At 67.8% G+C, this 12,791-nt stretch carries 13 protein-coding genes; 8 read left to right on the top strand and 5 right to left on the bottom strand.

What is annotated here, in order from left to right:
• The first annotated feature begins 38 nt into the window (after positions 1 to 38).
• The 4 genes from DL519_RS35165 to DL519_RS35150 all read left to right on the top strand — a co-directional run bounded on the left by DL519_RS35165 (position 39) and on the right by DL519_RS35150 (position 3,042).
• Positions 39 to 698, top strand: a complete 660-nt coding sequence (locus DL519_RS35165; protein WP_190821243.1) for a DUF3558 domain-containing protein — start codon at positions 39 to 41, stop codon at positions 696 to 698.
• A gap of 321 nt (positions 699 to 1,019) precedes the next feature.
• Positions 1,020 to 1,394 (top strand): hypothetical protein, encoded by a 375-nt coding sequence (locus DL519_RS35160; RefSeq protein ID WP_190821241.1) that lies wholly within the window; start codon positions 1,020 to 1,022, stop codon positions 1,392 to 1,394.
• Positions 1,395 to 1,399: 5 nt separating this feature from the next.
• On the top strand, positions 1,400 to 2,248 hold the full coding sequence (locus tag DL519_RS35155) for a PPE domain-containing protein (protein ID WP_190821239.1): 849 nt from the start codon (positions 1,400 to 1,402) through the stop codon (positions 2,246 to 2,248).
• Entirely contained in the window at positions 2,245 to 3,042 is a 798-nt protein-coding gene (locus DL519_RS35150; RefSeq protein WP_190821237.1) for an ESX secretion-associated protein EspG, read from the top strand. The genes DL519_RS35155 and DL519_RS35150 overlap by 4 nt, the downstream gene beginning before the upstream one ends.
• Positions 3,043 to 3,129: 87 nt before the next feature.
• Here the strand turns inward: DL519_RS35150 and glpD are convergent, their stop codons facing one another.
• Both glpD and DL519_RS35140 read right to left on the bottom strand, forming a co-directional pair.
• A complete protein-coding gene (gene glpD / locus DL519_RS35145; protein WP_397545008.1) occupies positions 3,130 to 4,872 on the bottom strand; it encodes a glycerol-3-phosphate dehydrogenase in 1,743 nt (580 codons plus the stop codon).
• A 92-nt stretch (positions 4,873 to 4,964) separates the two neighbouring features.
• Positions 4,965 to 5,792 (bottom strand): DeoR/GlpR family DNA-binding transcription regulator, encoded by an 828-nt coding sequence (locus DL519_RS35140; RefSeq protein WP_190821235.1) that lies wholly within the window; start codon positions 5,790 to 5,792, stop codon positions 4,965 to 4,967.
• A 440-nt stretch (positions 5,793 to 6,232) separates the two neighbouring features.
• Here DL519_RS35140 and DL519_RS35135 point away from each other — a divergent pair, with 440 nt between their 5' ends.
• The 3 genes from DL519_RS35135 to DL519_RS35125 all read left to right on the top strand — a co-directional run bounded on the left by DL519_RS35135 (position 6,233) and on the right by DL519_RS35125 (position 10,027).
• Positions 6,233 to 6,979, top strand: coding sequence for an MIP/aquaporin family protein (locus tag DL519_RS35135; protein ID WP_190821233.1), 747 nt, complete (start codon positions 6,233 to 6,235; stop codon positions 6,977 to 6,979).
• Between the two features lie 33 nt (positions 6,980 to 7,012).
• A complete protein-coding gene (glpK, locus tag DL519_RS35130) occupies positions 7,013 to 8,518 on the top strand; it encodes a glycerol kinase GlpK (RefSeq protein ID WP_190821231.1) in 1,506 nt (501 codons plus the stop codon).
• Positions 8,519 to 8,641: 123 nt separating this feature from the next.
• Positions 8,642 to 10,027, top strand: a complete 1,386-nt coding sequence (locus DL519_RS35125) for an IS1380 family transposase (RefSeq protein WP_397545041.1) — start codon at positions 8,642 to 8,644, stop codon at positions 10,025 to 10,027.
• 172 nt (positions 10,028 to 10,199) lie between these two features.
• Here DL519_RS35125 and DL519_RS35120 read toward each other — a convergent pair whose 3' ends face one another.
• Entirely contained in the window at positions 10,200 to 10,823 is a 624-nt protein-coding gene (locus DL519_RS35120) for a zinc ribbon domain-containing protein (protein WP_223839930.1), read from the bottom strand.
• Positions 10,824 to 10,826: 3 nt separating this feature from the next.
• Positions 10,827 to 11,333: a recombinase family protein gene (locus DL519_RS35115; RefSeq protein WP_190821227.1), complete on the bottom strand. Its 507-nt coding sequence runs from the start codon at positions 11,331 to 11,333 to the stop codon at positions 10,827 to 10,829.
• Between the two features lie 19 nt (positions 11,334 to 11,352).
• Here DL519_RS35115 and DL519_RS35110 point away from each other — a divergent pair, with 19 nt between their 5' ends.
• Positions 11,353 to 11,670 (top strand): hypothetical protein, encoded by a 318-nt coding sequence (locus DL519_RS35110; protein ID WP_190821225.1) that lies wholly within the window; start codon positions 11,353 to 11,355, stop codon positions 11,668 to 11,670.
• 457 nt (positions 11,671 to 12,127) lie between these two features.
• Here DL519_RS35110 and DL519_RS35105 read toward each other — a convergent pair whose 3' ends face one another.
• Positions 12,128 to 12,580 carry a L,D-transpeptidase gene (locus DL519_RS35105; RefSeq protein ID WP_190821223.1) on the bottom strand — a complete coding sequence of 151 codons (453 nt, stop codon included), beginning with the start codon at positions 12,578 to 12,580 and terminating at the stop codon, positions 12,128 to 12,130.
• Positions 12,581 to 12,791 lie beyond the last annotated feature (211 nt).

Genomic DNA, 12,791 nt, shown 5'->3' with positions numbered 1-12,791 from the left:
GACCGTCACGATCGACCACGTTTCGTTACGGTGAGGTCATGCACAGCTCGCGGATCACCGGGGCGGGACGGCTGAGCGCACTGCTCGCCGTCGGCACACTCACCCTCACCGGGTGTGGCCTGTGGCAGGCGGAGCGAACATCGGACACCGCGGCCCCACTGCCGCCGCCACTGCCCACAACGAGCGCTCCCCCGGCGCTGCCGCCGCGGCCCTTCGAGCTCGCCCTCGACGGGGTGGACCCGTGCCGGCTGCTCACCGCCGACCAGCGCAACCAGCTCGGTTTCGACCGGGCGCCGCTGCCCGGCTCCGAGGTGGGCTTCGGCGACGCGGCCACCTGCAGCTACCGCAACACCACGGCGAAGGTGGGCGCCAGGTTGGCGTTGATCACCACCGAGAGCATGGGGGTGTGGACCGACGACACCGCGCAGGTGGAGGCCTTGCCCGTGGTGATCGGCGGCTTCCCGGCGCTGGTGATCAAGACGCCGGGACTGGACCTGTCCTGCAACGTCGCGGTGGACGTCGCCGAAGGCCAGCACCTCGACGTCCTCTACCGCGACGACGGAGGCCAGCCGCCACCGCCGGTCAATCAGCTGTGCGCCGGGGCCCAGCGGGTCGCCGAAGACGCCCTGGCGAGCCTGGCCGCACCGGAAACGTCCTCGACGAAACCGTCCGCGCCCCGGACCACCAAGCCGCAGTAGCACACGACGTCATGACCCGCTCGGATCAACAATTCCGCCGTAATTGACTCCACGGAGTGACACTGGACGCCGCTCCGGACCTCTGTCGTTCACACTGAGCAACCACCAGAGTGATACTGACCGCGTATGGAGCACTCCCCAGCGTGATGATTGCTGACTACAGTGTTCGGCGGACGTTTAGTAGCTTGAGCGCTCGGGCCCCGGCATTCGCCGGGTGCCCGCGAACACCCGGCCAGGGCCACACCGCCCTGCACCGCCCGGGCGTTCAGGCACAAGGGCCCGCACCCGTCACCTGGGCCCTTACCTGTGGGAGGGGAAAACGTGCCGCTCACTGCTCCGTGGGGCGACAGCTCGACCGAAGCCCTGCCCGGAACGTCGGGGGGCTCGGTGCAAGTCGAGCCCGCCTCCATTCCGAGGCTGGTGAACGCGCTGCAGGAATCGCTGGATGCGGTCGGCCTGCAGATCGAGCACGCCATCACCGAACTGCGCATCCGGCCCTGGGCCGGCGATCCGATCAGCGCCGACGCGGCCGAGGAGTTCAACCGGCGCTCCGTCGGCGGCGACGACGACGCGCTGAGCGCGCTGTGCGGTTACCGCGACCAACTGCAGGCGGCCGCCGAGTCGCTGCGGCTCGCCAGCCGGCAGTACGAACGGATCGATGACGACAGCGCTGCGGGCATCGGCGGGGGTTGCTGATCCCGATGAGCGATCACCGTTGGCAGGGATACCGCCACCCCGAGCTGTTCGCGCAGATCAACGAGGGCCCCGGGCCGGACGGCTCGATCGACAGCGTCCGGCGGTGGGGCGAACTCACCCGCGCGCTGAGCGATATCGACGCCGGGCTGGCCGCTGCCGTGTCGTCGGCGATGGCCGGTTGGCAGGGCATCGCGGCGGACAGCGCCCACGACGGGCTGCGCCCGCTGGGCGACTGGGCGGCCCAGGCTCAGCAGGCCACCAGCGTGATGCGGGAACGGGCCGAACAGCAGGCGGAGTTCATCAGCAAGGCCCGCCAGGACATGCCGCCTCCGGTGCAGATCACCACCGAGGAACCGAGCACCTCGGAAACGCTACTCACGCACCTCTTCGGCGGGCAGACCGACTACGAGTTGCAGGAAGCCAAGCAGCATGCCGCCGAACAGCGGGCCTTCGACGTGATGCGCACGTACGAGGCTTCGACGCAGGACAACACCACGTCGCTGGCGTCGTTCACCCAGCCGCCGCAGGTGGTGGTCGACGCCCCGATCAGCGGCGGCTCCGGCAGGCAGCAGAACGTGACCATCAGCTGGGGCGCCACTTCGGTGCCCGCGGCGCGAGTTCCCTCGACGCCGACGACGCTTTCCGCGCGAGTCCCCGAGCAGCGACCGGGGCCGCCGGGTGCCGGCGGATCGACGCGCGGCGGTGACGGTCGCTCTTCGGACAAGTGGGCGCGCAAGGACCGCGACGACGCGGTGGACCAGAAGGTGACCGAAAAGGTCGGCCGCCAAGGCGGGTTCTTCGACGAGCCGCAGACGTTGTCCCGCCCGGTGATCGGCGGCGAGCCCGGACAATGACGGTCACCGACACCAGCCGCCAGCTCCACCTGTCGGCACTGGAGTTCGATGTGCTCATCGAGCACCTCGGATTGGAGACCATGCCGCTGGTACTCAAGGTCCCATCACCCGGACGCACCCACAGCGAACGCGCGAAGCTGGTGGAATCGGCGTGGCGATCGCTGGGCGCCCGCGAACTCGGCCGTCCGACCGGGCTCGATCCGGACCTCGAATGGATGCTGCGGCTGCTGGCCCGCCCCGGCCGCGAGGTCGACGGGCGGATCTGGTTGCGGCGCAGCGTTCGGGTGCTCGCGGCCTCCGATGCCGAATCCGAGCACGCGGTGCTGGCCGTGAAGGACGGGGACACCTTCGGCCTGCGGCCAGCAGCGGCGAGCGGGCTGCCGCGAGAAGCGGTTTCGGTGCTGCCGAGGCTCCGGCCTGGCCCCGGCCGTTCGGTGTCGGTGCGCAGCGGCGATCTCGACGGCGCCGCCGCGGACGCGGGCGACAACGTCGAGCAGCTGCAAAGTGCGTTGCAGCGCCGGGGAATCCGCCCGGACGACGCCGAGATCCTGATGAGCATGGCCGCCGGGGTCGACGCGCGCGGGCAGTTCGGCACTGCCGCCCGCGACCGGGTCGGTCGCCGCGTCCGAGCCGATCGGGTCATCGGCTTCTTCGACACCGCGCACGGCCGGTACGCCCAGCTGCGGCGGGAGTCGCCATCCGGCGACCTGTGGAGCACCGTCTCACCGGTCGACACCCGCCGCCTGATCGGGCACCTCGAGGAGCTGCTCGCCGAGGTGACCGCAGAACCGTGATCCACGGCCTGCTTTGCCTTTCACCGCAAGGAAAAGCGCGGCCGGTGCCTGTTGGGGCCACCGACCGCGCCGCAGAGCCGAAGATGCCTACACCACCGGTTCGACGATGCGCTCCCGCGCCTCCGGGGCCGCCGAGCGCTTCGCGTCCGCCGCCTGGTCGTCGGGCTGCGTCTGCGAATCCCGCTCCGCCTCGACCCGCTTGGCGTACACCTCGACCTCGCGGGCCACGCGCGCGTCGTCCCAGCCGAGCGCCTCGGCCATCAACCGCGCGACCGGTTCGGCGCATTCCACGCCGCGGTGCGCGTACTCGATGGAGATCCGGGTGCGCCGGGTCAGCACGTCCTCCAGGTGCAGCGCGCCTTCGTGGCTGCACGCGTAGACAACCTCGGCCTGCAGGTAGTTCGGCGCAGTCGGGATCGGCTTGAGCAGCTCGGGCCGCTCGTCGCCGAGGGCGAGCACATCGTGGATCTCCGAGCCGTAGCGGTCCAGCAGGTGCCGGATGCGGTACGGGTGCAACCCGTGCGCGGCGGCCAACTGGTCGGCCTGGTTGATCAGCGCGTGGTATCCGTCGGCGCCGAGCAGCGGCACCCGGTCGGTGATCGACGATGCCATCCGCCCGGTGATGTCCGGCGCGACGGCGTCCACGGCGTCGGCCGCCATGACCCGGTACGTCGTGTACTTGCCGCCGGCGATCGCCACCAGCCCGGGCGCGACCCGCGCGACCGCGTGTTCCCGGGACAGCTTCGAGGTTTCCTCGCTCTCCCCGGCCAGCAGCGGCCGCAGCCCCGCGTAAACGCCTTCGATGTCGTTGTGGGTCAGCGGCGTCGCCAACACCGAGTTGACGTGCTCCAGCAGGTAGTCGATGTCCCTCTTGGTGGCCGCGGGGTGCGCCAGGTCGAGGTGCCAGTCGGTGTCGGTGGTGCCGACGATCCAGTGGTTGCCCCACGGGATGACGAACAGCACCGACTTCTCGGTGCGCAGGATCATCCCCGACTCGGCCACGATGCGGTCGCGGGGCACCACGATGTGCACGCCCTTGCTGGACCGGACCCGGAAACGCCCGCGCCCGCCGGAGAGCTTCTGCAGCTCGTCGGTCCACACCCCGGTCGCGTTGATCACGGCCTGCGCGCGGACCTCGACCTCTTCGCCGGACTCCACGTCACGCACCCGGACCCCGGCGATCCGGTCGGCCTCCCGCAGGAAACCGGTGACCTGCGTGGACGTCGTGATCACGGCGCCGTAGCGGGCGGCGGTACGGCCTACCATCATGGTGTGCCGCGCGTCGTCGGCCTGGGCATCGTAGTAACGGATGCCGCCGATCATCGCGTTGCGCTTCAGCGCCGGCACCATCCGCAGCGCGCCAGCGCGCGTGAGGTGCTTCTGCCCCGGCACGGACCGGGCGCCGCCCATCGTGTCGTAGAGGAACAGGCCCGCGGCGGTGTAGGGGCGCTCCCAGAACCGGTGGGTCAGCGGGTACAGGAACGGGACCGGCTTCACGAGGTGCGGCGCGATCCGGGTGAGCATCAGCTCGCGTTCCCGGAGGGCCTCCCGGACCAGCGAGAACTCCAACTGCTCCAGGTAGCGGAGTCCGCCGTGGAACAGCTTGCTGGAACGGCTGGAAGTACCTGCCGCCAGGTCGCGGGCCTCCACCAGCGCCACCCGCAGCCCGCGGGTGGCCGCGTCCAGCGCCGCACCCGCACCGACCACGCCGCCGCCGATCACGACGATGTCGAACTCGTCCGAGCCGAGCCGCCGCCAGTTCTTCGCCCGCTCGGCGGGCCCCAACGTGCCCTTCAACCGGTTCTCGGTTTCGATTTTGTCCTTGGACACCAGGCGTCCTCCTCGCTCGAATCGCGTCCCACCGCTAACCACCCCGCCGACGCGGAACCCGGACTCGGCGCCAGTCCGGACTGCGGTGGACATCATGCCCGACCTGCACCCTTCGTGCCCGGTTCGGCACTCCGCGCATTTCCTGCCTGCTCGACCCGCACGCCGCGGTTGCGCAGGACCTCGATATCGGCGCGCGTCGTCTGCGAATCCACAATCACGACGTCGAAGTCCTCGACCGGAGCGACCGCGTGCAGCGCTCGCCGGCGGAACTTGGTGTGGTCGACGTAGAGCACCCGCCGCCGCGCCGAGGCCAGCATGGCCTTCTTGATCTGCACCATTTCCTGCTGCGGGTAGCAGCAGATCCCGTCGGTCACGGCGGAGACCGACATGATCGCCAGGTCTACGCGCAGGTTCCGCAACGCCTCCAGCGCCATCCCGCCGACGAACGCGTCGGCCCACGGCAGGTAGTCGCCGCCCACGCAGATCAGGCTGATGCCCGGAACCCCGGCGAGTTCGCCGAACACCCCGCGGTGATTGGTGACGACGGTCGCCGGCGCGCGTTCCGGCAGCAGCCGGGCCAGGTACACGCCGGTCGTCGAATCGTCGAGCACCAGCGCCTGCCCCGGCTCGATCAGTTCCGCCGCGGCCCGGGCGATTTCTTCCTTCTCCGCGGTGTTCTGCTGCAACCGGTATTCCGACGCTGCCTCGTAAAGCAGCGAAGAAGCCGCGGAAACGTAGCCGCGGTTGCGGTGCACCAGCCCCTGCGATTCGAGGTCGGCGAGGTCCCGGTACACCGTCATCGCGCTGGCTCCGACGGTCTCGACAAGATCGTCGATCCGCATGTTGCCTTTCGCCATGACCAGCTCGGTGATCTTGCGCCGCCGGTCCTGCTGCTTCCCCGACGGGCGTCGACCGGACATCTCGTCCACCTCAAATCCCTGGTCATCGCGAAATCCCTGGTCATCGCGCCTGGGACGGCCCCCGCGCGGTCCGGCGCGGTCCGAAGCCGACCCAGCGTCACCGACTAACTGATAGAAACATCATCAGGGGCGTCTTGCGGCGTTTGTTTTCACAAGTTTAGTGGGATCTGCCGTGCGCGTCGATGCCTGGGGTACGCCCCGCACCGCGGGCTGCTCACCGGGCCCGCGCCACCCGCTGATCGAGATCACCGATCACGGCTCGGGCTCCGCTACTACCAGCCGATACGCACGACTAGGCGGTACAGACCAACCTGTTGCCTACGAGTGGCGGCATGCATGGACACGTGTTGCTATGCGGCAGTACCGTCCCGACTCACTCCATCTCGGACAGTCACGAAACCCGCCTGTGCCCACGGCGGCATTAAGAGGGGAACGGCAGAATGAGTCTTGGTGAGATCTTCCTCTGGGAGATGATGGGGACGGCAATACTCACCCTGTTAGGTTGCGGCGTCGTTGCGAACACCGTGCTGCGCAAGAACCGTGGCTACGAAGGCGGTTTCTTGCTCGTCAACTTCGGTTGGGGTTTCGCGGTTTTCGCCGGCGCGAGCGTTGCGGCGCCGTCCAACGCGCACATCAACCCAGCGGTGACGCTCGGGCTCGCGGTCAACGGCCAAGTCCCGTGGTCGGAAGTTCCCGTCTACATCATCGCGCAGCTCGTCGGTGGCACGCTGGGCGCGATTCTCTGCTGGGCCGCCTACAAGCTGCAGTTCGACACCCACGACGACCCGGCGAACACCCTCGGCGTCTTCGCCACCAGCCCGACCGTGCCGAACGCGCCGTGGAATCTAATCACCGAGATCATCGGCACGTTCGTGCTGGTCTTCTGGATCATCCTCAGCCCGCAGGCGGGTGTCGGCGAAACGCCCGGCGTGCCGTCGTTCGGCAACGCGGCGCTCGGTTACGCCGCGGTCGCCTTCATCGTAATCGGAATCGGAAACTCGCTCGGCGGACCGACCGGGTACGCCATCAACCCCGCACGCGACCTCGGGCCGCGCATCGCCTACGCGATCCTGCCGATCCGCCGCAAAGGCTCCGCCGACTGGGGCTACTCCTGGATTCCGATCGCCGGCCCGGTCCTCGGTGGCGTGCTGGCCGGCCTGCTGGCGCTGGCACTGCCCATCAGCTGACCCAACGCTCCACTGAAGGAAGGTAAGACGAAAATGGCCTCGTACGTCGCCGCCATCGATCAGGGAACCACGTCGACGCGGTGCATGATCTTCGACCACTCCGGCCGAGTCGTGACCGTCGACCAGATGGAGCACCGGCAGATCTTCCCCAAAGCCGGCTGGGTCGAGCACGACCCGAACGAGATCTGGCAGAACACCCGGCAGGTCTGCGCGAGCGCGCTGGCCAAGGCCGACCTGGTGGCCTCGGACATCGCGGCCTGCGGCATCACCAACCAGCGGGAAACCTCCGTGGTTTGGGAGAAGGCCACCGGCAAGCCGGTCTACAACGCGATCGTCTGGCAGGACACCCGCACCGACGAGATCGTCAACTCGCTGGCGTCCGGCGAAGGCGGCCAGAACCGGTACCAGAGCAAGACCGGCCTTCCGCTGGCGACCTACTTCTCCGGCCCCAAGGTGAAGTGGATCCTGGACAATGTGGACGGTGCCCGGGAGCGCGCCGAGAAGGGCGAGCTGCTGTTCGGCAACATGGACACCTGGGTGCTGTGGAACAGCACCGGTGGCCCGGACGGCGGGCTGCACATCACCGACCCGACGAACGCCTCCCGAACGTTGCTGATGGACCTGGAGCGGCTCGAATGGGACGCCGGTATCTGCGCCGAGATCGGGGTGCCTACGGCGATGCTGCCGGAGATCCGGTCCTCGTCGGAGGTGTACGGGAAGTTCCGGGAACGCGGCGTGTTCGGGGGAATCCCGATCGCCGGCATCCTCGGCGACCAGCAGGCCGCCACCTTCGGGCAGGCCTGCCTGTCGCCCGGTGAGGCCAAGAACACCTACGGCACCGGCAACTTCGTGCTGCTCAACACCGGGACCGAGCGGGTGATCAGCCAGAACGGCCTGTTGACCACGGTCGGCTACAAGATCGGCAGCAACGACACGGTGTACTGCCTGGAGGGTTCCATCGCGGTCACCGGGTCGCTGGTGCAGTGGCTGCGGGACAACCTCGGCATCATCGCCACCGCCCCGGAGATCGAACAGCTCGCCCGCAGCGTCGACGACAACGGTGGCGCGTACTTCGTGCCCGCGTTCTCCGGGTTGTTCGCCCCGCACTGGCGCTCCGACGCGCGCGGCGCGATCGTCGGCCTGACCCGGTACGTCAACCGCGGCCACCTGGCCCGCGCGGTGCTGGAGGCCACGGCGTTCCAGACCCGCGAGGTGATCGAGGCCATGAACGCCGACTCCGGCGTGCCGTTGAAGTCGCTGAAGGTGGACGGCGGCATGGTGGTCAACGAGCTGCTGATGCAGTTCCAGGCCGACATCCTCGGCGTCCCGGTGATCCGCCCGGTGGTCGCCGAGACCACCGCGCTCGGCGCGGCCTACGCGGCGGGCCTCGCGGTCGGCTTCTGGACCAGCGAGGAGGACATCCGCTCGAACTGGGCCAAGGACAAGCAGTGGGACCCGCAGATGCCGACGGAGCTCCGCGAAAAGCAGTACCACCAGTGGCAGAAAGCGGTTACGAAGACCTTCGACTGGGTGTCCTAAGCCCCAATCCACCGATGATCTTGGGTAACGGTTCGGTGGCGAGAGCACGAGATGCCCTTCTGACCTGGGATGATTGATCTTGCGTAGGGATCGATCAACATGGATTGGAAGGGCATCTCGCAGGTGCGATCTTCTCATAGTGCGGCGCGGGTGAGCGCGGTGTTCGACGATGCGAATCTGGTGGCTTCGGCGGGGCTGGTTCCGGTGATGCGGTTGGCCGAACGCGTCGGGTTGTCCGAGCTTGTCGCCGAGGGTGTCCGGGTTCCCGGTTCGGAGGGTGCGAATGCGGATGCGAAGGTGGGCTCGATCGTGGCCGGGATGCTCACCGGCGCCGACAGCATTGATGATCTCGATGTGATCCGGCATGGGGCGATGCCGAAGTTGTTCGGCGGGATCCGGGCACCGTCCACTGTGGGCACGTTTCTGCGTGCTTTGACGTGGGGGCATGCCCGGCAGGTGGAGTCGGCCGCGCGGGAGTGCCTGGTGGGCCTGGCCCGGCAGACTCCGGTGCTGGCCGGCGCCGCTGAGAGGACGTTCATCGATGCTGATTCCACCCTGGGCAGGGTGTTCGGCCACGCGAAGCAGGGTGCGGCGTTCGGGCACACCAAGATCGGCGGTCACAATGTGCGGCTGCGGGGTTACCACCCGCTGCTGACCACGCTGTCCACGCCCCGATCGGCGCCGGTGGTTGCCGCCACGAGGATGCGTGGCGGCAACGCCGGCTCGGCGCGGGGTGCGGCGTCGTTGGTCACCGAGACGATCAACCTTGCACGGCGGTGCGGCGCCGGGCCGGGCCGGATGCTGTTTCGCGGTGATTCCGCCTTCTACGTAGGCGAAGTCGTCTCCGCCTGCCGGGCGCAAGGTGTGGAGGTGTCGATCACGGTGGCGCAGTATCCGAACGTGCAGCGCGCGATCGCCGGCATCGCCGAGGACGCGTGGACGGCGATCAAGTATCCCCAGGCCGTCTGGGACGAGGCCAGCCAGTCCTGGGTCAGTGACGCCGAGATCGCGGAAACCGAATTCACCGCCTTCGCCAGCGATAAAGCCCATCGGGTGGCTGGTCGGTTGATCGTGCGCCGGGTCAAAGACAAAAACCACGCTGATGCCCTGTTTCCCGTCTGGCGGTATCACGCCTGCTTCACCACCAGCAGCCAGCCGCTGGTCGAGGCGGAGAAAACCCACCGTGCGCACGCGATCATCGAACATGTCAACGACGACCTCAAACACGGCCCGCTGGCCCACATCCCATCCGGGGTCTTCAGCGCCAACGCCGCCTGGCTGACGCTGGCCGCCCTGACCCACAACCTGCTGCGCGCCGCAGGCAGTCTGACCAGTGCTTTCCACGCCAAAGCCCGCGCCGCGACCCTGCGCCGCACACTGATCAACATCCCGGCACGGGTGGCCCGACGAGCCCGCTCGATCACACTGCACCTCCCGGAAAACTGGCCCCGCCAACACGACTGGCACCACCTGTTCCACACCACCCACGCCCCACCCGAAACAGCCTGATCACCCTCCCCCAACCCGCCCGCAAGGGCCCAACCCAGGAACCATGGAAAAGCTGGGCAGACCAGCGGATTCCGCACGTCCACACCCCACCACAATGATCAACAAAGGAAACCAAGATCACTTCAAACCCGCCTCGGTGGATTGGGGCTAAGGACCTACTGTTGCAGTGAATCTACGACAGGCGTTTCAGGCTCCCAGACAGGGATGATCGCGATCCCCGCTGGCCCATAGCGTGTTGCGGCGGCGTGATCTGCACCTTGCGAACGAGTCGCGAGAGCAGGTCGCGCCGCCGTGTTACTGGGAGCGTGTTCCACTCCTCGATCAGGCGCCGCGCAATGATCTGAGCAGGCTCGGATTCTTGGCTGTTGGCTTGCTGTTCGGCGCTGGCGAGCCGTTCAGCGGCCGACTGCTGTTCTGCGAGCAGCTCAGCACGTGTCTGGTCGTACTCTTCCTCGGTCATGCGCTCGGCGATCAGGTGCCGCCGCAGCGTTGCGAGCTGCTTGTCGATGCGGTCGAGCTCGTCCTGTGCCTCCTTGGCGGTCGTGCGTGTGGTGAGCTGCAAGTGCTCGGACCGGCGGGCACTTTCAGCCGCCTCGCCGATGTCGTCGGCTAGCTCGTTAAGCCACTCCTTTACGCGGTTGACGGCCCGGTGTTCGGAGATGGTCACCATCCGAACACCACCGCTGTCGGTACTTCTCCTGCAGATGAGCTGCACGTACAGCCGCTCACGGTTCCCGGTCCGATCCCGCCGTGTCATTGCCGCGTTGCAGTCTCCGCACTGGACCAGGCCGGACAAGGTTTAGCGGGCGACAATTCGCCGCGGGTGTTGCTCGCCGCGCTTCAACCGCGTTTGCTTGTACTGCTCCCACTCCTCCTCGGTGATGATGGCTGGATGTGCGCCAACGTCCCATCGCATCTGCGGGAATGCCTCGGTGATCTTGTTGCCGTCAGCGTCGACGGGTACGCAACGTAGGAGCCCGGCGCCGAATCCGGTGTCGAGCATGTCGCGGACAGTCTTGGCATTCCACGGCTTTCCCCGGGCGTTGAGAATGCCGCGACGGTTGAGCTCCCGAGCGATGCCCGGGCCGCCACCGCCGCTGATGTAGGCGCTGTACATCCATGCAAGCGTCTCGGCCTGCTCCGGGTTGATCTCGTAGCGCTCCTCTTCCCCTTTGCCGTGGACGCAGTCGGCTTGGTCGGCGGTCTCGGAATGGGTCTCGAACGCCTGGCAGTGATGCGTTGACGCTGTGCAGTCGGCGGGCCGCTGGATCGTTGATCTCGTCTCGGGCGCCTGGTCGTCTGCCAAGCAGGCCGTCGTTGATCACGTGCGCGGCGTCGTCGACTTCGTGCGCGGCTTGCCGGGTTCGATCCTCGACGCGCTGGGGAATCTGGGCTCGCTGCTCGTGGATTCCGGCCGTGCGCTGCTGCAAGGGCTCTGGGATGGCATCTCGGGCGCGATTGGCTGGCTGCAGGGCAAGGTGTCCGGCGCCCTGTCCTCGATCCGTGACCTGTTCCCGTTCAGCCCGGCGAAAGAGGGTCCGTTCAGCGGGCGCGGCTACACCACGTTCAGTGGTCGCGCCCTGATCACCGACTTCGCCTCGGCGATCGCCGCCGACGGCACGGGCGCGGTCAGGGTCGAGTGAAACATCCGTCCACACTGGACATAGTTATCGACCGGCAGGCGGCGCAACCCGCATTCTCGGGGGTTGCACCGCCTTTCACCGTCGGTGTTCTTGGGGCAGACCAGCGGCACCGGCCGACCAGCCCCGCGCCTCGACGGCCACACCTGCGAACTGCGCGACGTTGACGAGTTCCGCACCCGGAGAGCTGCGACGTCTGGCCAACCTAGGGTGCTGACCAAACGCCGCAGCCCATGGACCAGCCATCGACCTGCGAAATCGGCGACTGGGTTTCGGGACGCGAACGTCACTCGCGTGCGTCCACTCTAAACACAACACCGTTTCAGGCAAATACCGATTGGTATATGCCACCCCTTCGGGCGAACAAGAGCCCGCATCGACCGGCCGCGCCCGCGCCACAGACGAACCGGCCTGGCTACATCACGACTCGCGCCGCCGATACGCCTTGCTCCGTTCGGCGTCAGGGGACGACCTGGACCTCGTCGCCTGGGTTCAGGGTGTCGAAGAACCGCTTCGCCGCCGTCGTGGACAGGTGCACGCAGCCGTTGGACTGGGCTCGCAGGCTTCCCTCGTGGAAGGCGACGCCGGCGTTGGTGAAGAACACCGAATTCGGCATCGGCGCATTATTGAACTCGCTGCTGCGGTGGTCGGCGTCCTTCCACTGCACCCGGAAGACACCGGTCAGGGTCTCCGATCCCGGCTTGCCGCTGGTGATCGGGACCGGGCCATAGCTGGTGGTCCCGTTGCCCTGGAGCCAGGCCTGCTTAGTCGACAGGCTCACGCACGCCTTGGCGCTCGCCCGGCACGGACTCGGACTGCCGCCCGTGGCCTGCGCGGTGACGACTCCGCCGGCGAGCACACCGCCGGCGATCAGGGCCGCCACGGTGAGCGCCTGCGCTTTCCTGATGCCCATCTTCTCCTCATGCCTTCGCGCATCGCTTTGGATCCCCGACGATGCCACACGCCGATGCAGCGCCCGATCCGCGAACGGGTCGCGCCACGCCCGAGCGGGCACCCCAGGGGGAACATGCGGTTTCTCTCGATTGCCTTTATGCACTGGGAAAAACATCGAATCGACATCGAGTGACCAACGTCACTCTCAGCACTTGCACGGCAGCGATTCG

Source organism: Saccharopolyspora pogona (assembly GCF_014697215.1).
Taxonomy (GTDB): domain Bacteria; phylum Actinomycetota; class Actinomycetes; order Mycobacteriales; family Pseudonocardiaceae; genus Saccharopolyspora; species Saccharopolyspora hattusasensis.
This window is presented reverse-complemented; position numbering and strand designations above follow the sequence as displayed.